The sequence below is a fragment of the Orrella dioscoreae genome, assembly GCF_900089455.2.
In the GTDB taxonomy this organism is placed as follows: domain Bacteria; phylum Pseudomonadota; class Gammaproteobacteria; order Burkholderiales; family Burkholderiaceae_B; genus Orrella; species Orrella dioscoreae.
Map to the genome: position 1 here is coordinate 602137 of NZ_LT907988.1, position 20393 is coordinate 622529.

Annotated in this window: 15 protein-coding genes; 6 read left to right on the forward strand and 9 right to left on the reverse strand. The window is 67.5% G+C overall.

Annotated features, from left to right (window positions below; translation table 11 throughout):
* The first annotated feature begins 388 nt into the window (after window positions 1-388).
* The gene (metH, locus tag ODI_RS02865; protein WP_067753965.1) at window positions 389-4168 is read left to right on the forward strand and encodes a methionine synthase; all 3780 of its coding nucleotides are present in this window, start codon (window positions 389-391) and stop codon (window positions 4166-4168) included.
* Here the strand turns inward: metH and ODI_RS02870 are convergent.
* Window positions 4155-5525, reverse strand: coding sequence for a GGDEF domain-containing protein (locus tag ODI_RS02870; RefSeq protein ID WP_157929703.1), 1371 nt, complete (start codon window positions 5523-5525; stop codon window positions 4155-4157). The two genes, metH and ODI_RS02870, sit on opposite strands and share 14 nt — an antisense overlap.
* Window positions 5526-5923: 398 nt before the next feature.
* On the opposite strand from ODI_RS02870, the gene ODI_RS02875 reads away from it, so the two are divergent.
* A complete protein-coding gene (locus tag ODI_RS02875; RefSeq protein WP_067753839.1) occupies window positions 5924-7348 on the forward strand; it encodes an APC family permease in 1425 nt (474 codons plus the stop codon).
* Window positions 7349-7405: 57 nt separating this feature from the next.
* Here ODI_RS02875 and ODI_RS02880 read toward each other — a convergent pair whose 3' ends face one another.
* The 3 genes from ODI_RS02880 to ODI_RS02890 form a co-directional block, all read right to left on the reverse strand.
* A complete protein-coding gene (locus ODI_RS02880) occupies window positions 7406-7753 on the reverse strand; it encodes a hypothetical protein (protein WP_067753841.1) in 348 nt (115 codons plus the stop codon).
* A 27-nt stretch (window positions 7754-7780) separates the two neighbouring features.
* Window positions 7781-8320, reverse strand: a complete 540-nt coding sequence (locus tag ODI_RS02885; protein WP_067753844.1) for a YaeQ family protein — start codon at window positions 8318-8320, stop codon at window positions 7781-7783.
* 68 nt (window positions 8321-8388) lie between these two features.
* Window positions 8389-9141 (reverse strand): tetratricopeptide repeat protein, encoded by a 753-nt coding sequence (locus ODI_RS02890; protein WP_067753847.1) that lies wholly within the window; start codon window positions 9139-9141, stop codon window positions 8389-8391.
* 114 nt (window positions 9142-9255) lie between these two features.
* On the opposite strand from ODI_RS02890, the gene ODI_RS02895 reads away from it, so the two are divergent.
* Window positions 9256-10230, forward strand: a complete 975-nt coding sequence (locus ODI_RS02895) for a Bug family tripartite tricarboxylate transporter substrate binding protein (protein ID WP_067753850.1) — start codon at window positions 9256-9258, stop codon at window positions 10228-10230.
* A 128-nt stretch (window positions 10231-10358) separates the two neighbouring features.
* Here the strand turns inward: ODI_RS02895 and thiC are convergent, their stop codons facing one another.
* Window positions 10359-12272, reverse strand: a complete 1914-nt coding sequence (gene thiC, locus ODI_RS02900) for a phosphomethylpyrimidine synthase ThiC (protein WP_067753852.1) — start codon at window positions 12270-12272, stop codon at window positions 10359-10361.
* Between the two features lie 400 nt (window positions 12273-12672).
* Between thiC and ODI_RS02905 the strand changes: the two genes are divergently transcribed.
* Window positions 12673-13314 carry a SecDF P1 head subdomain-containing protein gene (locus ODI_RS02905; protein ID WP_067753977.1) on the forward strand — a complete coding sequence of 214 codons (642 nt, stop codon included), beginning with the start codon at window positions 12673-12675 and terminating at the stop codon, window positions 13312-13314.
* A gap of 88 nt (window positions 13315-13402) precedes the next feature.
* Here the strand turns inward: ODI_RS02905 and ODI_RS02910 are convergent, their stop codons facing one another.
* From ODI_RS02910 to ODI_RS02925, 4 genes are read right to left on the reverse strand one after another with little or no spacing between them, the layout of a single operon-like run.
* Window positions 13403-14839, reverse strand: a complete 1437-nt coding sequence (locus ODI_RS02910) for an amidase (protein WP_067753855.1) — start codon at window positions 14837-14839, stop codon at window positions 13403-13405.
* On the reverse strand, window positions 14836-15522 hold the full coding sequence (locus ODI_RS02915; protein WP_067753858.1) for an amino acid ABC transporter permease: 687 nt from the start codon (window positions 15520-15522) through the stop codon (window positions 14836-14838). The genes ODI_RS02910 and ODI_RS02915 overlap by 4 nt, the downstream gene beginning before the upstream one ends.
* A complete protein-coding gene (locus tag ODI_RS02920) occupies window positions 15519-16169 on the reverse strand; it encodes an amino acid ABC transporter permease (protein ID WP_231968178.1) in 651 nt (216 codons plus the stop codon). The genes ODI_RS02915 and ODI_RS02920 overlap by 4 nt, the downstream gene beginning before the upstream one ends.
* Window positions 16169-16933: an amino acid ABC transporter ATP-binding protein gene (locus ODI_RS02925; protein ID WP_331716310.1), complete on the reverse strand. Its 765-nt coding sequence runs from the start codon at window positions 16931-16933 to the stop codon at window positions 16169-16171. The genes ODI_RS02920 and ODI_RS02925 overlap by 1 nt, the downstream gene beginning before the upstream one ends.
* A 187-nt stretch (window positions 16934-17120) precedes the next feature.
* Here ODI_RS02925 and ODI_RS02930 point away from each other — a divergent pair, with 187 nt between their 5' ends.
* Together ODI_RS02930 and ODI_RS02935 are read left to right on the forward strand one after the other, a co-directional pair.
* Window positions 17121-18224, forward strand: coding sequence for a GlxA family transcriptional regulator (locus tag ODI_RS02930; RefSeq protein ID WP_067753865.1), 1104 nt, complete (start codon window positions 17121-17123; stop codon window positions 18222-18224).
* Window positions 18225-18393: 169 nt separating this feature from the next.
* Window positions 18394-20385 carry a hypothetical protein gene (locus ODI_RS02935; protein WP_067753868.1) on the forward strand — a complete coding sequence of 664 codons (1992 nt, stop codon included), beginning with the start codon at window positions 18394-18396 and terminating at the stop codon, window positions 20383-20385.
* Window positions 20386-20393: the final 8 nt, after the last annotated feature.

Below are 20393 nucleotides of genomic sequence, written 5' to 3' on the forward strand. Positions count from 1 at the left end.
CGCGTCCCCGCACGTCATTCTCGACATGGAGGGTGGCCGCGCCATGGGCGCAGCCGAGCGTGTGCGGCAGGCGCGGGGCATCCTCCGTGGTGAACCGGCCGGTATCGGGCTCGTCCGCGGCGGCAGCGCGCGGAGTGACCGTTGCGGGGGCAGCACAGGCTGGAGACGTTGCGGCGCGACGACGCGGCGGGCGGCCTCTTCCTGTTTCCCGTTTGAACTTTCCCGATGCGAGGCGCGCCGTCATGAACTGCTGCCGGGCGCGCCGTGCATCGAAAGCACCGGTTCGGGGCGAGACTCTATCACGGCGTCATCATTTTGTTACGATAACTGATTGATTTTCCTGGCCCTGCCGCGCGTGGCGGGCCTTTTCGTCGCACCTGGTCCACACATGCCCTTCCCCTCGCTGCCCTTTCCTCCCGAGTCCTATACCCACGGCGCCGAGTTCGCGCGCCTGCTGGGCGAGGGGCGCCGCATCCTGATCCTGGATGGCGCGATGGGCACGATGATCCAGCGCTACAAGCTGGGCGAGGCCGATTTCCGGGGTGAGCGCTTCACCGATCACCACAAGGACCTGAAGGGCGACAACGAGCTGCTGTCGCTCGTGCGTCCCGACGTCATCAGCGAGATCCACCGCCAGTACCTGGCCGCTGGCGCGGACGTCATCGAGACCAACACCTTCGGCGCCACCTCGATTGCCCAGGGCGACTACGACCTGCCGGAGTTGGCCTACGAACTGAACAAGGTCTCGGCGCAGCTGGCGCGCGAGGCCTGTGACGCCTACAGCACGCCCGAGCGCCCGCGTTTCGTGGCCGGCGCGCTGGGCCCGCAGCCCAAGACGGCGTCGATCTCGCCCGACGTGAACGACCCCGGCGCGCGCAACGTCACCTTCGACGAGTTGCGCGAGGCCTATGTCGAGCAGATGAACGGCCTGCTCGATGGCGGCATCGACATCGTCCTGATCGAGACCATCTTCGACACGCTGAATGCCAAGGCCGCCATCTTCGCCGTGGAGGCGGTCTTCGAGGCGCGCGGCGTGCGCCTGCCCGTGATGATCTCGGGCACCGTCACCGATGCCTCGGGCCGCATCCTGTCGGGCCAGACGGTGGAGGCCTTCTGGAACTCGGTGCGCCACGCCCGTCCGGTCACCATCGGCCTGAACTGCGCGCTGGGCGCGGCGCTGATGCGTCCTTATATCGCCGAGCTGGCCAAGATCGCCGACACCTTCGTCTGCGTGTATCCCAACGCCGGCCTGCCCAACCCCATGGCCGAGACCGGCTTCGATGAAACCCCGGCCGACACCTCGGCGCTGCTGGAGGAGTTCGCGCGCGCCGGGCTGGTCAACATGGCGGGCGGCTGCTGCGGCACCACGCCCGACCACATCCAGGCCATCGACGAGGCGGTGCGCACGCTCACGCCGCGCGTCGTGCCGGAGGTGCCGGTCAAGACCCGCCTGTCGGGCCTGGAGGCGCTGAACATCGACGAGGAGACGCTCTTCGTCAACGTGGGCGAGCGCACCAACGTCACCGGCAGCAAGATGTTCGCCCGCCTCATCCGCGAGGAAAAGTACGACGAGGCCCTGGCCGTGGCCCGCCAGCAGGTCGAGAACGGCGCGCAGATCATCGACGTCAACATGGACGAAGCCATGCTGGATTCGGTGGCCTGCATGGCGCGCTTCATGAACCTGATCGCGTCCGAGCCCGACATCGCCCGCGTGCCGGTCATGATCGACAGTTCCAAGTGGGAGGTCATCGAGGCCGGCCTGAAGTGCGTGCAGGGCAAGCCGGTGGTGAACTCCATCTCCATGAAGGAAGGCATCGAGCCCTTCCTGCATCACGCGCGCCTGTGCCGCCGCTATGGCGCGGCCGTGGTGGTCATGGCGTTCGACGAGGAAGGCCAGGCCGATACGCTGCAGCGCCGCAAGGACATCTGCGGCCGGGCATACCAGCTGCTGGTGGAAGAGGTGGGCTTCCCGCCCGAGGACATCATCTTCGATCCGAACGTGTTCGCGGTCGCCACCGGCATCGACGAGCACAACCACTACGCGGTGGATTTCATCGAAGGCACGCGCTGGATCCGCGACAACCTGCCGCATGCGCGCATCTCGGGCGGCGTCTCCAACGTCAGCTTCTCGTTCCGCGGCAACGAGCCCATGCGCGAGGCTATCCACACGGTCTTCCTGTATTACGCCATCCGCGAAGGCATGACGATGGGCATCGTCAACGCCGGCCAGCTGGGCGTCTATGCCGACCTGGCGCCGCAGCTGCGCGACCTGGTGGAGGACGTGATCCTGGATCGCGAGACGCCTGTGGGCCGCAAGGACAGCGACGACACGCGCACGCCCACCGAGCGGCTGGTGCAGTTCGCCGACACGGTCAAGGGCAGCGGCGCCAAGCGCGAGGAAGACCTGAGCTGGCGCGAGCAGCCGGTGGAAAAGCGCCTGGCCCACGCGATGGTGCACGGCCTGACCGCCTTCATCGTCGAGGACACGGAAGAGATCCGCCAGCAGATCGCCGCGCGCGGCGGCCGGCCCATCGAGGTGATCGAAGGCCCGCTCATGGATGGCATGAACATCGTGGGCGACCTCTTCGGCGAGGGCAAGATGTTCCTGCCGCAGGTGGTGAAGTCGGCCCGCGTCATGAAGCAGGCCGTGGCCCACCTGGTGCCCTTCATCGAGGAAGAGAAGCGCCAGATCGCGGCGGCCGGCGGCGACGTGCGCGCCAAGGGCAAGATCGTGATCGCCACCGTCAAGGGCGACGTGCACGACATCGGCAAGAACATCGTCACGGTCGTCCTGCAGTGCAACAACTTCGAAGTGGTCAACATGGGCGTCATGGTGCCTTGCGCCAAGATCCTGGAGGCCGCCAAGGAAGCGCAGGCGGACATGATCGGCCTGTCGGGCCTGATCACGCCCAGCCTCGAGGAAATGGCCTATGTGGCCAGCGAGATGCAGCGCGACCCGTATTTCGCCGAGCGCAAGACGCCGCTGCTGATCGGCGGCGCCACCACCAGCCGCGTGCACACGGCGGTGAAGATCGCGCCGCACTACGACGGCCCGGTGATCTACGTGCCCGACGCCAGCCGTTCGGTGGGCGTCGCGCAGAACCTGGTGTCGGACAAGGCGCAGGCCTATATCGACGAGCTGAAGCAGGACTACGAGGACGTGCGCCGCCGCCACGCCAACCGCAAGGCCACGCCGCTCATGCCGCTGGCCGAGGCGCGCGCGGCGCGCCCGGACATCGACTGGTCGGCCTATGCGCCGCCGCGGCCCAAGTTCATCGGCCGCCGCACGTTCAAGCACTACGACCTGGCGGAGCTGGCGCGCTACATCGACTGGACGCCTTTCTTCCAGACCTGGAGCCTGTTCGGCCAGTACCCCGCCATCCTGGAGGACAAGGTGGTGGGCGAGCAGGCCCGCAAGGTCTTCGAGGACGGCCAGGCCATGCTCAAGCGCATCATCGACGGCCGCTGGCTGACCGCCAGCGGCGTGGCGGCCTTCCATCCGGCCAACCGCGTCAATGACGAGGACATCGAAGTCTATGCCGACGAGACGCGCGAGAAGGTGCTCTTCACCTGGCGCAACCTGCGCCAGCAGGGCGTCAAGCGCGAAGGCGTCGAGAACAAATGCCTGGCCGACTACATCGCGCCGCGCGACAGCGGCCTGGTCGACTACATCGGCATGTTCGCGGTCACCGCGGGCCTGGGCGTGGAGAAGAAGGAAAAGGAATTCGAGGCCGCCGGCGACGACTATTCGGCCATCATGCTGAAGTCGCTGGCCGACCGCTTGGCGGAAGCCTTCGCCGAGTGCCTGCACGCGCGGGTGCGGCGCGACCTGTGGGGCTACGTGCCCGGCGAGGACCTGGACAACGAGGCGCTGATTGCCGAGAAGTACCAGGGCATCCGGCCCGCGCCCGGCTATCCTGCCTGCCCCGAGCATCGCGTGATGCGCAGTGTGTTCGACACGCTGGCGCCCGAGGAAATCGGCATGCAGCTCACCGAGAGCTACGCCATGTTCCCGGCGGCGGCGGTGTCGGGCTTCTATTTCAGCCATCCCAAATCGCAGTACTTCAACGTGGGCACCATCGGCGAAGACCAGCTTGCCGACTACGCGCGCCGCAGCGGCGAGCCCGAGGCGGCGCTGAAGCGCGTGCTGGCCTCTAGCCTGGGCTGATGCCTTCCACGCGGTCCCTGCCGCGTGACTTGGCGTCGTAGAGCCGGGCATCGGCCTCGGCGAGCAGGGCCTCGAGCGCGACGGGAGCGGTACCGTCCGTCGTGGACAGGCCCACGCTGGCCGTCACGGTCAACTGGCGCCCGTCCCTCAGCCGTATGGGCTGCTTGACCGCGGCGCGGATGCGTTCGGCGATGCCAATCGCGTCCCGTGCCGGGCAGTCGGGCAGGCAGACCGCGAACTCCTCGCCCCCCACTCTGCCCAGCACGTCGTCTCTGCGCAGGCATTGCGCCACGCGCTGCGAGAACGTGACGAGGACGGCGTCGCCGCCCGCATGGCCGACGGTGTCGTTCACGCTCTTGAAGTGGTCGAGGTCGATCATCAGCGCCGCGGCGGGTCCGTGGCGGCTGGAAAGCAGCGCCTGGGCCCGCGCCTGGAAGGCGCCTCGGTTGGCCACGCCGGTCAGCGTGTCGTGGGCGGCCAGGTGTTGCAGCCGGGCCATGAGCCTGTTGCGGTTCTGCATGGCGATTGCCAGCATGATGGGGGCGAGCGCCACGAGCGAAATGCCCAGCCTGGCCGATATCAGGTCGCTTGTCGCCTGGGAGGCTGCCACGTCGAAGACGGGCATGGCGGCGACGAGTGACAAGGTGCCGAAGCCGAACAGCGAGGTCAGGACCGCCGTGGGAAAGACGGGATAGGCCAGCGCGCACCACAGCAGCGCGGGCACCGGGAAGGCCAGCGTACCCGGGCCCCCTATCAGCAGTGCCGCCAGGCAGGAAAGCGCCAGCGCAAGCACGGGGAGGTAATCCGTCCAGCGCGTGCGAGCGAGTTGCGCGCGCACGCGCGGCCACGCCGCGAGGGTGGGCGCGCTCAATAGCGCGGGCAGGATGGCGATGAAATTGACGATCTCCGTGACGCACCAGAATACCCAGCCGGAAATCACGCTGCGTCCGAACAGGATCGGGTTGGCCAGGCCGCCGATCACGCCCGCGGCGGCGCCGCCCGCGACAGCCACGAGCGTGAGATGGAGCAGCGAGGCGGGATGCCGCAGCCGTCGCAGGCCGGGTGGCAGCCGGGTGTAGACCGCATAGGCGAGGCCGACGCCCGCCAGGTTCGCGGCGTTCAGGATGACATTCGTCAGCAATGGCGTGCCGATGATCAGGTCCGCCGCCATATAGGCCGCGCCCGCGGCCAGCCAGCCGGACGGACGCGCGGTGCCAGGCACGCGGATCATCAGCCCCAGCAGCAGGGCATTGGCCGGCCAGAAAAAGGCCAGGAATCCCACCGGCCGCGTCAGCAGCCCCGCCAGGCAGGCGGCCAACACCACCGCCCCCGCCAGCAATGCCGGCGCCCATGGCAAGCGCAGCAGCCCGCGGACGGCCAGTCTCTGTTGGAGGTGAGCGGAGGCGATGGCGGACTCCTTGATCTCGCCTGGCCGTCTGGCTCACTGGGGTGGCTGCGACGCGGGCCGGGCATTGCGTGTTGGCATTCTAGAGGCGCCGCCGCCTGTCCGGGGGGAGTGCTCGCAGGTTTGCTGCCATGTGTTGCCATTCCCTGGCGCGGGTGTAACAGCCATGCTGCGCGGGTTACGGCGCGTCAGTGCTGGCTTCGGAATGCTGGATTTTCCGGTAGGAATCCAACAATTGTGACCTTTGCTTGCAGCGTTGCTTGCATTTGGCTTTCATCCGCGCTTCTAGAATCGGTGCACAAGGCGGGAGTGCGCGACATGTCCCCCGCCGTTCAAGGCTGGAGGGGAACATGGCCACCACGGATCACGCGACGACGACGCAAGACAACACCCCGCTCAAGCGGGTCATGGGACCCAAGCTGCTGCTGCTGTTCATCATCGGCGACATCCTGGGCACCGGCATCTATGCCCTGACCGGACAGGTGGCGGCGGAAGTGGGTGGGGCGGCCTGGGCGCCGTTCCTCGTGGCCTTCGGCGTGGCCCTGCTCACCGCCTTCTCCTATCTGGAACTGGTCACCAAGTATCCCAAGGCCGCGGGCGCCGCCCTGTACGTGCACAAGGCCTTCGGCGTGCACTTCCTGACCTTCATCGTGTGCTTCACCGTCATGTGCTCGGGGCTGACGTCCTCGGCCACGGCCTCGAACGCCTTCGCCGCCAACATGTTCGCGGCCTTCGGCATCGAGGCGGACGGCAACATGGTGATGCTGGGCGCGGTCGGCTTCATGCTGCTCATCATGGTCATCAACTTCCGCGGCGTCTCGGAAAGCGTGAAGTTCAACGTGGTGCTGACGCTGGTCGAGCTGACCGGCCTGCTGCTGGTCATCGGCCTGGGCTTCTATGCGATGGCGGGCGGCCAGGCGGACTTCTCGCGCGTCGTGGCCTTCGACACGCCCGAGGACAAGAGCGTGTTCCTGGCGATCACCTCCGCCACGGCGCTGGCCTTTTTCGCGATGGTGGGCTTCGAGGACTCGGTCAACATGGCCGAGGAAACCCACGCGCCCCACAAGATCTTCCCGAAAGTCATGTTGACGGGCCTGGGCATCACCGCCGTCATCTACGTGCTGGTGTCCATCTGCGCCGTGGCGCTGATTCCCGTGGGCGAACTCGCCGGCAGCGACACGCCGCTGGTGCTGGTGGTCGAGCGCGCCGCGCCCGGCCTGCCCATGGACACCATCATGCCCATCATCTCGATGTTCGCGGTGGCCAACTCCGCGCTCATCAACATGCTGATGGCCAGCCGCCTGCTGTACGGCATGTCGCGCCAGGGCGTGCTGCCGCGCTTCCTGGCTGCCGTGCACCAGCGTACCCGCACGCCCTGGGCCGCCATCGTCTTCACCACCGTGCTGGGCGTGGCGCTGATCGTGCTGGTCGCCAACGTCGAATCGCAGGCCATCAAGGCGCTGGGCGGCACCACCGCGCTGCTACTGCTGGGCGTGTTCGCCTTCGTGAACGTGGCCGTGCTGGTGCTGCGCCGCCACAAGGTAGAGCACCAGCACTTCCGCACCAACACCGTGGTGGCGGTGCTGGGCGCGGCGGCGTGCCTGTTCCTGGTGACGCCCATCACGGGCCGCGACGTCATCCAGTACCAGGTGGCGGGCTGGCTGCTGGCGCTGGGCGTGGTGATGTGGGGCATCACCGTGATCGCCAACAAGCAGATCGGCAGGCTGGACCCCGAGCAACTGGACGATGATGACGGGGTGCCGGCCAGGGAATAAAGAAAGAGGCAGGTGGAGATGACACGGCGGCTGCGGGCCGCCGTTTCTTTGAAGAGGCTATCGGATGACCGACATCGCCACGAACATCGCCAGCAGATAGACGCCCAGCCCGATCTTCAAGGCATACACCACGTTCGAAATCTTCCTCAGCCGTGCATAGTCGGGAAACGCCGCGGCGATCGCGGCCGGCGGTTCGGGATGCCGGTACAGGTACTTCACGAACCCGTGCCGCCATTGCAGCAGGTCGAAAAGAAAATACAGGTCCGAGATCGCGCCGGTTTCCTTCAGCAGTTCGGGATCATGGCGGAAGTGGTCCAGCAGCGCCGACAGCGCCGATTGCGCGTAGAGCGCGGAGATCATGAAGATTACCCCCAGCGCGATGGCGATGTAGCCGGCGATCTCCATCGGGGTCAGGCTCGTGCCGCCTGCGCTTCAGCGCAGGATGCCGATCTCGACGCTGGCCTCGCCCTTGTCGGCGGACACCCACACCGTGCCGTCCTGCACGTTGATGTTCAGGGTCATGGTGCGCCCGGCCAGGGCGGCCAGCGTCTGCGTGGCCTCGGGCGCCAGGATGAAGACCTTCAGGTTGCGCGCGCGCGAGACCTTGTTCTTGATGCCGTTCCACCAGATGTCGGCGCTGCGCCCATAGGCATACACCACGACTTCGTCGGCGCGGCCGCTTGCCTTCATGAGCCGGCGGTCGTCGGGCAGGCCCGTCTCGATCCACTGCTGGATGGCGCCGGTCAGGTCCAGGCGCCAAAGATCGGGTTCGTCGGCCTCGCTCAGGCCGCGCGTGAAGGCCAGCGTGTCCTCGGCATCGGCATGCAGCGCGAACGCCATCAGGCGCACCATCAGGCGCTCTTCGGTCTCGGAAGGGTGGCGGGCGACGGTCACGGCGTGGCTGCCGTAGTAGCCGCGGTCGTTGTCGGCGACGTTGATGTCCGCCTTGTAGATGGTTGCGCGCAGGGCCATGAAGCGTATCGGAAGGGCGTCGGGAAAGGGCGCAGTGTACTGCGCCGCGATGCCCGCCCCGTGGGCGGCTAGGCTGACGCGCCGCGCTGGGCGGCTTCCAGGCGGCGGATCAGCGCCTGGTTCTGCGTGCGGACAGGGCGGCTCCAGCGCGTGATGGTCTGGCGCGCCTCGGCATACAGCCTTTCGGCCAGGTCGGCGCGGCCGGCCTCGGCGGCCCAGATGGCGTATTCGGCCAGGCTCTCGAAGGTGCCGAAGCGGGCATGGGTGGCTTCGTACTCGGCCTGGGCCCGGGCTTCCTGGCCGTCGGCGGCATAGGCGCGGGCCAGCAGCAGGCTGACGGTCTCGGCGCGGAAATCGGGTTGGGCCTGGCGGATGGCTTCGGCATGGGCCACGGCCTGGGCGCTGCGGCCGCAAGCCAGGAAGGCGCGGGCGGCGCCCAGGCGGATCTCCATGTCGGTGGCGAAGGGCCCCTTCAGGCAGTCCTCGTAGTGCTGCGCGGCGGTCTGCGCATCGCCGGCTGCCAGCAGCGCGGCGGCCAGCTGCATCTGGTTCTGCGCGGTGGGCGCGTAGTCATAGGCGGACTGCGCTTCGCGCAGGTCGCGGGTGGGGTCGAGCGCGCGGCCGGCAGCCGCCACGGCGCGGCGGGCGCCGCGCTCGAGCCGCGAACTGGGCAGGTAGATGGTCAGGAAATAGACCAGGCTGCCCAGCAAGGGAAAGGAGAACAGGATGAAGAGCCAGTAGGTCTGCTGGCCGCTGCGCACGGCGTGAACGGCGAAGAACAGGGCGATGAGGACATGCACCCCCAATCCGAGTATCGGCATGGCTGGATCCTGTGGGTCTTCCTGGGAAAAGAAAGCCGCGAGATTATTCCATATACAGATGGCGCGGTCTGGCGGACAATTCTTTGACGTTTCAAATAAGAATGGGAGACAAGTATGTCAGTCAAGCGTTTCATTGCCCCTCTCTTCGCCGCTGGCGCCCTGGCCGTGGCCATGCCCGCCTGCGCGCAGGCGCAGTATCCCGATCGGCCCATCCGCCTGGTCGTGCCCTGGGCGCCTGGCGGCGCCACGGACGTCATCGCCCGCATCGTGGGCAAGCGCCTGGGCGAGCAGCTGGGCCAGCCCATCGTGGTCGAGAACAAGGGCGGCGCGGGCGGCAACATCGGCACGGCCGCGTTCGTGCGCGAGAAGGCCGACGGCTATGCGCTGCTGATGACGACCAGTTCCACCAACGCCATCAACACCCATCTGTACAGCCAGACCGGCTACGACGCGGCCAAGGATTTCGCCCACGTGGCCTTCGTCGGTTCCATTCCGAACGTGCTCGAGGTGCCGGCCAAGTCGCCCTTCAAGACCGCCCGCGAGCTGCTGGACTACGCGCGCGCGAACCCCGGCAAGCTGGACTACGGCACGGCGGGGGTGGGCTCGTCGCAGCACCTGGCCGCGGCGCAACTGGTGCACAGCGCGGGGATCGAGATCACGCACATTCCCTACAAGGGCAGCGGCCTGGCCGTGGCGGACCTGCTGGGCGAGAAGATCGACTTCATGCTGGACACCGGCTCGCTGAGCCAGGTGAAGGGCGGCGCCTTGCGCGCGCTGGCCGTGGCCTCGGGCGAGCGCCTGAGCGTGCTGCCTGACGTGCCGACGTTCGACGAGGTGGGGCTGAAGGGCATGCACGCGGCGGCGTGGTACGGCCTGGCGGCCCGCGCCGGCACGCCGCCCGAGATCGTCGCGCGGCTGAACAAGGAAGTGAATGCGATCCTGCAGGAACCCGCCATCCGCAAGCAGCTGGAGGAGATGGGCGTGCAGGTGGGGCCGCTGCGTGACCCGGCCGCGCTCGATGCCTTCGTGCTGAAGGAAATCGAGCGCTTCAAAGCCCTGGTGGAAATGTCTGGCGCCAGATTAGACTAACCCCCCGAAGCGCTTGCGCGCCTCCCCCCTTAGGGGGGCGACACCAGCGGACTGGCAAAGCCAGCTCCGCGGTGTCCCGGATGAAGGCCGGCGCTGGCGCGCGGCCCTTTTCCAGCGAGGCCCTGTGCCTACTGCTGGTGGTAGATGGCCGCGCCCTTCTTCACGAACTCCACCGATTTTTCCTGCATGCCCTTGGCCAGCGCGTCATTGGCGCTCAGGCCCTGCTGCTGGGCATACTCGCGCACGTCCTGCGTGATCTTCATGCTGCAGAAGTGCGGGCCGCACATCGAGCAGAAGTGGGCGACCTTCATCGAGTCCTTGGGCAGGGTCTCGTCGTGGAATTCCTTGGCCGTGTCAGGATCCAGGCCAAGGTTGAACTGGTCTTCCCAGCGGAACTCGAAGCGCGCCTTGGACAGCGCGTTGTCGCGGATGGCCGCGCCCGGATGGCCCTTGGCAAGGTCGGCGGCATGGGCCGCGATCTTGTAGGTGATGATGCCGTCCTTCACGTCCTTCTTGTTGGGCAGGCCCAGGTGTTCCTTGGGCGTCACGTAGCAGAGCATGGCGGTGCCGTACCAGCCGATGAGCGCGGCGCCGATGCCCGAGGTGATGTGGTCGTAGCCCGGCGCGATGTCGGTGGTCAGGGGCCCCAGCGTGTAGAACGGCGCCTCGTGGCAGTGTTCCAGCTGCAGGTCCATGTTCTCCTTGATCATCTGCATGGGCACGTGGCCCGGGCCTTCGATCATGACCTGCACGTCGTGCTTCCATGCCACCTGGGTCAGTTCGCCCAGCGTCTTCAGTTCGGCGAACTGCGCCTCGTCATTGGCGTCCCAGGCCGAGCCCGGGCGCAGGCCATCGCCCAGCGAGAAGCTGACGTCGTAGGCCTTCATGATTTCACAGATCTCCTCGAAGCGTTCATAGAGGAAGCTCTCCTTGTGGTGCGCCAGGCACCACTTGGCCATGATCGAGCCGCCGCGCGAAACGATGCCCGTCATGCGGTCGGCGGTCATGGGAATGAAGGGCAGGCGCACACCGGCGTGGATGGTGAAGTAGTCCACGCCCTGTTCGGCCTGCTCGATCAGCGTGTCGCGGAAGATCTCCCAGGTCAGCTCCTCGGCCTTGCCGTCGACCTTTTCCAGCGCCTGGTAGATGGGCACGGTGCCGATGGGCACGGGCGAGTTGCGGATGATCCACTCGCGCGTTTCGTGGATGTGCTTGCCGGTGGACAGGTCCATGACCGTGTCGCCGCCCCAGCGGATGGCCCAGGTCATCTTCTCGACTTCCTCGCCGATGCCCGAGCTGACGGCGGAGTTGCCGATGTTGGCGTTGATCTTCACCAGGAAGTTGCGGCCGATGATCATCGGCTCGATTTCGGGGTGGTTGATGTTGGCGGGAATGATGGCGCGGCCGCGCGCGATCTCGTCACGCACGAATTCCGGGGTGATCTCGCCGGGGATGGCCGCGCCGAAGGACTGGCCGGGGTGCTGGCGCAGCAGGCGGCGGGCCAGCTTCTCGCCATCGGGGCCGCTGGCGCGCAGGGTCTCGATGTATTGCTCGCGGCGCAGGCTTTCGCGGATGGCCACGTATTCCATCTCGGGGGTGACGATGCCGCGGCGGGCATAGTGCATCTGCGAGACGTTGGCGCCGGCCTTGGCGCGGCGCGGCGGGCGCTGCAGGTCGAAGCGCATGGCGGTCAGCTTCGGGTCGAGCAGGCGTTCCTTGCCGTAGTCGCTGGTCGGGCCGGCGAGCAGTTCGGTGTCGCCGCGCTCGTCGATCCAGGCCTGGCGCAGGGCGGGCAGGCCGCGGCGGATGTCGATCTGCACCGAGGGGTCGGTATAGGGACCGCTGGTGTCGTAGACGGTCAGGGGCGGGTTCGATTCGCCGCCGAACATCGTGGGCGTGTCGTCCTGCGAGATTTCCCGGAACGGCACGCGCAGGTCGGGGCGGGAGCCTTGCTGGTAGATCTTGCGCGATTGCGGCAGCGGCGCGACGGCGGCCGAGTCGACTTCGGCCGTGGCGGCCAGGAACTTGGGATTGGCGTTCATGTGTAGCTCCAAACGAAAGCGTTGGTTGGAGCCGATAGGGACGGAATCCGGACGCGCACGGGCGAATGCGTGCGCGCAACCGGACTATCGCTCCCAGCATCGGCATTATCCGTACTGGTACGAAGGGACTCTCTCAACCCCCTTGCGCGCCGCGGGCGCGGCGCGGGAGTACCCCTGCGTGAACGCGAAGTATAGGGCGCGCGGCCCCGGCCCGTCGAACGCTGCCGGTGCTGCGTTGCAGCACGCGGGCTTGTCCCGCGCATCGGGCGGGCTTACATTCAGACGCAACCCCGCACGGCCGCATACCCGATAGGCAGGCCGCGCCCCGCTACACTTTTCCGTCTGGGGCCTGTGGGCCCGACGACATTGTTTCCATTCAGAAGAGAAGAGGCCGAGCATGATGCACACCCACAAGCGTTACCTGGCACCGGTCGCGGCCGCGCTGGTTTTGGTGCTGGCGGGTTGCCAGACCGCTTCCGACAAATCCGCCGGTGCCGCGGGCGCGCCTGCCACGCCGGGCCAGGCCCAACCGGCACCAGCCGCCAAGCCTGGCTCGCCCGCCACGCCGGCGGCGCAGGCGGCCGCCTCGGCAGCCCAGGTGGGCTTCTATATTGCCCAGACCAAGCAGGAAGCCGGCCTGCTGGAAGTGCCCTTGCAGGATGGCAAGCTGTACGTCCAGCGCACGCCGGTCCTGACTCGCGGCGATCTCGTCGAGGCTGCCGCCATGGTCGACCAGCAGGGCCAGAACTTCGTGGGCCTGCGCTTCAACGACGCTGGTGCGCGCAAGCTGAGCGAGATCAGCAGCAAGAACGTGGGCAATATGCTGGCGCTGGTGATCAACCGCGAGCTGGTCGCCGCGCCGCGCATTTCCGAGCCGCTGGATCGTGGCGTGCTGGCCTTCGGCACGCCCAACGCGCAAGCCGCCGCGGAAATCGCCGCGGCCATCCGTGGCGACGATCCCGCCGCCGAGCCCGCGCCCAGCGGCGCCACCCAGCCGGGCGCCGCGCCCGCGCCGACGGTGCCCGCGCAGTCGGGTAGCTGAACGCGCTGGTTGCGCTGCGCAAACAGGACGGCCTCTCCCGCAAGGGAGAGGCCGTTTGTCATGCGGGCCACGTCGCTGGCAGGGCGTTTCAGGCCGCGGCGGGGCGGTTGGTGACGAATGCCTCTTCCAGGCCTTGCGGCATGACCTGATACCAGCGTGTCGCATCCTCGAAGGCCCGGGCAATGCGAAGCACCTGAGGCTCGTGCCAGGGCCGGCCGACGAACTGCACGGAGATAGGCAGGCCTTCGTGCGAGAAGCCCGCGGGAACCGCCACGGAGCACAGATCCAGCAGGTTCACGAAGCGGCCGAAACGTGACAGCGTGGTCATGGACTCATCGACCTCCGCCACGGAGATGGCGGTGATGGCGTTGGTGGGCATGACGCAGACGTCCACCGGTTCCATGGCCGCGAGCATGGCCAGTCTTGCCTGTTCCCTGAGACGCAGCAGGCCGATGTATTGCGCGGCAGGGATGTCGCGCCCTGCCAGGATGCGGCGTTTCACGTGAGGATCGAACACGAGATCCTGCTCAAACAGGTCGCCCAGGTGGGCGAACCCCTCTGCGCTCATCAGCGCTCCCGCGATGCGCATGGATTCCGACAGGCTTTGCGGCAGGGCGCGCTCGACCAGGCACATTCCAAGGCGGGCCAGCGTTTCGAGCACGCCGTCGTAGGCGGCCAGCACGGCGGGTTCGATGTCCTGCCGTTCCGATTCGGGAAGGATCCAGACGCGCGTGCCGGAGACGTCGCCGTCCAGCTGGCCGCTGACCGAGCGCACTGGGCTGTGGACGCTGGCGGCGTCCTGCGGATCGGGGCCCGCGATGACATCCAGCAACAGCGCCACGTCGCGTACCCGGTGCGCGATGGGACCGACCGTGTCGTGCGTCGGGCAAAGCTGGATCAGGCCGTGGCGGCTGACCAGCCCGCCGGTCGTCTTCAATCCAACCAGTCCGCATAGCCCCGCGGGGATGCGCACCGATCCGCCCGTGTCGGTGCCAAGCGCGCCGCATGCCATGCCGGCCGCCACCGCGACCGAGGAGCCGCTGCTGGAGCCGCCGGGAATGCGGTGCGTCTCGAGGTCCCAGGGGTTCCACGGCGTGCCCATGACGGCATTCGTGCCCCAGCCGCCGAAAGCGAACTCCACGGTCTGGGTCTTGCCCAGTACGACGGCGCCGGCCGCGCGCAGGCGATCGACCACGGTGGCCGTGAGCGCGGATCGGCGCGGCGGGCGTGCGAGCGAACCTGCGCCGATCGGCTTGCCGGCGATGTCGAACAGGTCCTTGATGGCGACGGTGACCCCATGCAGCGGACCCAGGCGGATGCCGGCCTCCTGCATGGCGTCGAGCGAGGCAGCCACCGCCAGCGCTTCGTCGCGATAGACGTCGACATACGCATGCAGCTTGCGGTCCATTGCGTCGATGCGCGCCAGTTGCTGCGTGACCAGCGCGGTGCTGGTGAGTTTTCCGGCTGCGATGGCCGCGGCGGCGTCCGAGAGCGAGGGGATCCGGTTTTCTGCTTGCGGATTCATGGGGTTCCCAGTGAGCGACGGCCACGCGAGAGCCGTTTGGAAAGTTGGCGCGACAGGACGGAAAGCGGGAAGGCGATAACGAAGTAGCACAGTCCGACGAGCACGAATATCTGCAGCGGCAGGAAGTATTCGCTGGACATGGCACGTGCCGCGAGCATCAGTTCGGGCGTGGCGATGAGCGCGCACAACGAGCTGTCCTTCAGCAAGGTCACGTAGCAGTTCACCATCGGTGGCAGGATGACCCGCAGCATCTGGGGCAGGATGATGTATGCGAAGACCTGTCTTGGCGTGAGGCCGGCGGCCAATGCGGCTTCTCGTTGGCCGCGGTGCACGGAATCCAGCCCGCCGCGCAGGATCTCCGCCACGTAGGCGCCGCCCTGGATGCCCAGGCCGATCACGCTGGCCCAGAAGCCGGACAGCGTGAGGCCGAAGGCTGGCAGCCCGAAGTAGAGCGCGAGCAGCAGCGCGAGCAGCGGGACGGCTCGCAGGAATTCCACGATGGCCGCCGCGACGAGCCGTAGCGGCTTGCAGGGCGAGCGCGACAGCATCGCCAGCAGACTGCCCGTGACCAGGGCCAGGCCGAAACCCAGGGCGGACAGGGCCAGGGTGACGCGTCCCGCCTCCAGCAGGCGGGGAAACCACTCGGACCAGTATTCTCCGTAGCTTGCAAGAAATTCCATCATTGGCCGACTCCCAGGCGGCGTTCCAGGCGTCCCAGCAGCCAGCTGACTGGCAGGACGATCATCGCGTAGAGCACGATCGCGCTGGCATAGATCAACGGAGTCTGGAAGGTCGAGGTCACCAGGTTGCGGGCCCAGAACATGATTTCCGGGGCGGCGATGGCCGAGGCGATGGAGGTGTCCTTGATCAGCTGGGCCACATAGTTCGTGACCGCGGGCAGCGTGAGCTTGAGCATCTGCGGCAGCAGGATGTGCCGCAAGGTCTGCATGGGGGTGAGTCCCACTGCAAGGGCGGCTTCGCGCTGGCCGATGTGCAGGGCGCGCATGCCAGCGGAAAACACCTCGCACAGCACCGCCGCGCCCACCAGCCCCAGGCCGAGCACGGCGGCGGTGATGGGCGAGAAGCGGATGCCGACAGAGGCGAGGCCGAAATACAGGATGAAGAGATGCGCAAGCGCGGGCACGTTGCGCATCCACTCGATGAAGGCGGCGATGACCAGGCGCAGCGCGCGCAAGGGAACGAAGACGTCGAGCAGCGCCAGTGCCAGGCCCAGCACGAAGGCCAGCAGCGCGGCGCCCAGCGCGATCTGCGCCGCGATCCACGCGCCGTCGAGCAGGGTGGCGAAGATGGTGGGGAGATGTTGCATCATCAGGCAGCAATGCCTCCGTCCGCGTGGACCTGGCCCAGGAAGGCGCGGGTGCGTTCCTGGGCTGGGCGGTTGATGACGTCCTGGGCAGGCCCTTCCTCGACGATCAGGCCGCCCTCCATGAAAATGACGCGGTCCGCGACGTCGCGCGCGAAGCGGATCTCATGCGTGACCAGGATCATCGAGCGGCCTTCGTCGGCAAGCTCCTTGATGACCCCCAGCACCTCGCCCACCAGTTCCGGGTCCAGCGCGGAAGTGGGTTCGTCGAAGAGGATCAGTTTCGGGCGCTGGGCCAAGGCACGGGCGATGGCCACGCGCTGCTGCTGGCCGCCCGACAGTTTTTCCGGGTATTGGTCGGCCTTGTGCAGCATGTGCACCTTGCCGAGCATCTGTTCGGCAAGCTCGTAGGCCTGGCTGCGCGTCAGGCCGCCGGCCTTGATGGATGCGAGGGCCACGTTGTCGCGCACTGTCAGATGCGGCCACAGATAGAAGAGCTGGAAGACCATGCCGATTTCGCGCCGTTGCGGCGCGAGTTCCTTGTCGCTCATCACGCGCTCGCGTGCGCCGTTGCGGACGCGGCCGATGAGCTCATCTTCCAGCCAAATGTCGCCGCCGTTGGGCTGCTCCAGGAAATTGATGCAGCGCAGGCAGGTCGACTTGCCCGACCCGCTGGGGCCGATCAAGGCCAAGGTTTCCCCGCGCTTGAGAGTGAAGGAAATGTCCTTGAGCACCTCGGTGTCGCCGTACTGCTTTCGGAGCCGCTGCACTCGGAGCAAGTCGTTACCAACCATACCTACCTCGCTACGTTTTTTTCATCAATAATCAACGCGGTCCAATATATGGATCAACGCGCAGGCCTCATAGCAGGGGGTTGACGACGGATAGAACAGAAGCGACATTGCGGGAAACCCCCTAGGGCCGGTGCTTGCCTAGAGACCCTTCCGGAACCTGAGCATGTTGAATGATTCCGACATGGCCGGCACGGCGGACCGGCCGGCCACCCTGACGTCCCGCCAGTTGGTGGACCAGCTGGACCGTTCCGCGCTGCCTGCGCGGCGGGCGCTCCACGCCGTCGATGGCGTGGAGCTGCGCATCGGCATCCTGCTGTGGCCGGGGTTTCCGCTGCTGTCCCTGGCGGGCCTGTGCGACGGACTGCGCCATGCCGCGGATGTCGGCGACCAGAGCCGCCAGAACCGTTGTTCTTGGGCGGTCCTGGGCGTGCCCGGTGAGGGCGTGCCCGCCAGCTGTGGCGTGCGCGTCCCGGTGGACCAGCCGTTCGACGACGTGACCGAGTTCGACTACCTTGCCGTCATCGGCGGCTTGCTGGGGCGTGACGCCGATGTCGACCGGCGTTATGTGTCCTATCTGCGGCAAGCGGATGCGCGCGGCGTGCCGCTCATCGGCATCTGCACGGGCAGCTTCGTGCTGGCCGAGCTGGGATTGCTGGAGGGGCACACGCCCTGCATCCATCCTTTCCACGTCGAGGACTGGAAAGCCCGCCACCCGGTCGTGCCCTACGAGACGCGCGCCCATTACGCCTTCAGCCCGGGGCGTATCACCTGTCCGGGCGGCATTTCCATCGTCGAGCTGGTGGCCGAGCTGGTGCATCTGCATTGCGGCGCGGACCGGGCGGCCAAGGTCGTGCACCAGATGACGGTGGATGCCGACCACAGCGCCACCCACGTCGCGCGCCGGCACGCGCTGGGCTACGAGCCCAGCGATCACAAGACGCTGCGCCAGGCCATCGTGCTGATGGAGAAGAACATCGCCACGCCGCTGGAAATCGCGGTGATCGCCAGGCTGGTGAAGACCAGCAGCCGCCAGTTGGAGCGGGTCTTCCTGAACGAGACAGGGGCCAGCCCCTCGGAATACTACCGCCGCACCCGGCTGCGTTTCGCGCGCTGGCTGCTGGTAAGCAGCGACCTGCCGGTCTCGGCGATCGCGCATGAAGCGGGTTTCTCCGATGCGTCGCATTTCATCCGCCATTTCCAGCAGTTGTATGGCCTGCCGCCCGGCAGGCTGCGCAAGGCCTTGAGTAGCGAGGCGGCGCGCGCCTGAGTCAGGCGCGCGCCAGGCGCGTGGCGGTGGGCCCGCGTCTTCGCAAGTGGACGCAGTGTTTCGCCTGGGCGAACGCCCGGGGGCTGTGGAGCGGGAAGAATGGGTTGGCAAGGCCTGCGTCCGTTCGCGGACCGGCCTTTCCTCTTCTTCCCTTTCCAGGACCGCTCTCATGCCCACGCCCAATATCTCGTCTTCCAGCACGCCCGACCTGCATGCCGTTGCGCCGCAGCCTGCGGAGCGGAACACTGCAGGCAGCGTGCACTCCGCTCCAACGCCGCGTCGTTCCAACGCCTCCTTGCCTGTCGGGCGGCCGCCTTCGCCCACCCGGCCCGCATCAAGCGCCAGCTCGCACGCGCGCAGCGCATCGTCCAGCACCGAACCTCCGGCCGACGAACGCGAGGTCGCGGGCATCCATAGCAATCTGTCCAGCATTTTCAAACCCTTGGACGCCTCCCTGGAAAAGGCCGACATCGAGCCCGAGCAGGTCGAGGACGCGGCGCGCAAGATCGAAGCGGCCACGACGGCCAGTCTGGCTGACGTGCTGGATATCGCGGCCCGGACGCCGCTGCCCGAAGGGGGCGAAGAGGCGATCTCGGAATTCATCGAAGGCTCGTCTCGCGGTTCCACGCCAGTGCGCAGCCCATCCCGCGAGTCGGTGCGCGAGGAACATGCGCCGGAGCCTGGTCCACAGACGCCTGCCGCGCACGGTTCCGGCAGCGTGTCGGGGAAGCGGAAGTCCCGCACGCCGCCCCGCTCGGTGCATTCCGCGGAGATCCAGGTGCATGAAGCGCCGCGGAGCGATAGCCCGCCTCCCGCGCTGCGCCTGTCGGGCGAAGGCGTGGCACGCGCGATCTCGGGCGAAGCGCCGCCCATGCACGCGCCCCTGGCGATCCGCGCGCCGCGTGCCGCCTCGAGCGACTCCCTGTCGATCCGCGCGGTGCCGGGTCAGCAAGAAGGCATGCACATCGTGGCGGCGGTCATCCAGGATGCCGCCGAGTCCCCCGATTTTCCGCCGGCCCACGGCGACACCGAGGCAGTCGGCCGTTTCAAGCGTGCGGCCTCGCTGCTGACCGCCGTGCTGCGCAAGGTAGGGGCCAACGAGGAGTTCACGCACTCGGCGTCCAAGGTCGGCGCATCCGTCGCCAACGTGGCCGTGCGCAATGCCGCCGGGGTGCTGTTGCCCACGATCCTGCGCCAGTTCATCGGCCATGGCGTGCAGGCAGCCTTCGAGGCGACCAATGCCAGCAGCAATGTGCGAACCATGGTCGGCGTGGGGATGCCCGCCGCCGCGGTCGCGTCGCAGGCGCTGGGCTGGATGCGTGACCGCTCGCACGGCACCCAGACGTCGACCAGCGTGCGCTCACGGGCGATCATGGGCCTGGGCACGCTGGCCGTGGGCGTCGCGGGCGCCATGACGGGGGGGACGTCCACCGCTGCCGCCAATATGGTGGCCTTCACGGCCTACACGGCGTGGCGCGACCTGTTCTCCAACTGCCTGCTGCGCTTCGTGAACCCGGCGATGGCGGAGCACACCACCCAGGGCTACGCGATGGACGCGAAGCACTTCGCCATCATTTCGGTGCTCTACGGCATCGACCAGGCGCTGGTGAACCGGGGCATGACCGAGTTCGCCTCGCCGTCGGGGCCGGCGGCCGCCCTGGCGGGCACGGCGGCCGGCACGGTGATCGCCAACGCGGTGACCCGCGGCGTCATCAACTGGGTGGGGGAATGCGCGGAAGACCTGATGTTCCAGAGCATTCCCGCGGTCCGCTCCTGGCTCAACCAGAACGCGGAGCAGGGCAGGGAGTCCCATCCCTTGCAACTGGGCTTGACCGTCGAGGCGGAATCGGCGCACTTGAAGAACGCGGCGATGGGGCCGTGGGCGGTGCGCACCGGCATCCTGTCCATGACGCTGGGCATGGTGGCGATGGCCGAACGTTCGGATGTGCTGGCGAACAACCCGGAATTGTCGAAGGCGGTGGCCGACATCATCATCGGCGCGACCAATTGCGTGCTGTACGAGCCGTTCGCCAACGCCGGCTCGGCGCAGCCCGGGCCGCGAACGGAGGATGACGAAAGCTTGGCCCTGACGGTGCCCGAGGTCGACATTCCCTTGTCGCAGCGGGACCCGCAGACGATACCTTCCACGCATCAGGCGTGAGGCACGCC

Bases quoted from the DNA above. Each gene is read 5' to 3' on its own strand.
- metH (WP_067753965.1), top strand. From the start codon at position 389: ATGCCCTTCCCCTCGCTGCCCTTTCCTCCCGAGTCCTATACCCACGGC.
- ODI_RS02890 (WP_067753847.1), bottom strand. From the start codon at position 9,141: ATGCCGATACTCGGATTGGGGGTGCATGTCCTCATCGCCCTGTTCTTC.
- ODI_RS02885 (WP_067753844.1), bottom strand. From the start codon at position 8,320: ATGGCCCTGCGCGCAACCATCTACAAGGCGGACATCAACGTCGCCGAC.
- ODI_RS02910 (WP_067753855.1), bottom strand. From the start codon at position 14,839: ATGAATCCGCAAGCAGAAAACCGGATCCCCTCGCTCTCGGACGCCGCC.
- ODI_RS02920 (WP_231968178.1), bottom strand. From the start codon at position 16,169: ATGATGCAACATCTCCCCACCATCTTCGCCACCCTGCTCGACGGCGCG.
- thiC (WP_067753852.1), bottom strand. From the start codon at position 12,272: ATGAACGCCAATCCCAAGTTCCTGGCCGCCACGGCCGAAGTCGACTCG.
- ODI_RS02915 (WP_067753858.1), bottom strand. From the start codon at position 15,522: ATGATGGAATTTCTTGCAAGCTACGGAGAATACTGGTCCGAGTGGTTT.
- ODI_RS02880 (WP_067753841.1), bottom strand. From the start codon at position 7,753: ATGGAGATCGCCGGCTACATCGCCATCGCGCTGGGGGTAATCTTCATG.
- ODI_RS02895 (WP_067753850.1), top strand. From the start codon at position 9,256: ATGTCAGTCAAGCGTTTCATTGCCCCTCTCTTCGCCGCTGGCGCCCTG.
- ODI_RS02905 (WP_067753977.1), top strand. From the start codon at position 12,673: ATGCACACCCACAAGCGTTACCTGGCACCGGTCGCGGCCGCGCTGGTT.
- ODI_RS02875 (WP_067753839.1), top strand. From the start codon at position 5,924: ATGGCCACCACGGATCACGCGACGACGACGCAAGACAACACCCCGCTC.
- ODI_RS02935 (WP_067753868.1), top strand. From the start codon at position 18,394: ATGCCCACGCCCAATATCTCGTCTTCCAGCACGCCCGACCTGCATGCC.
- ODI_RS02930 (WP_067753865.1), top strand. From the start codon at position 17,121: ATGTTGAATGATTCCGACATGGCCGGCACGGCGGACCGGCCGGCCACC.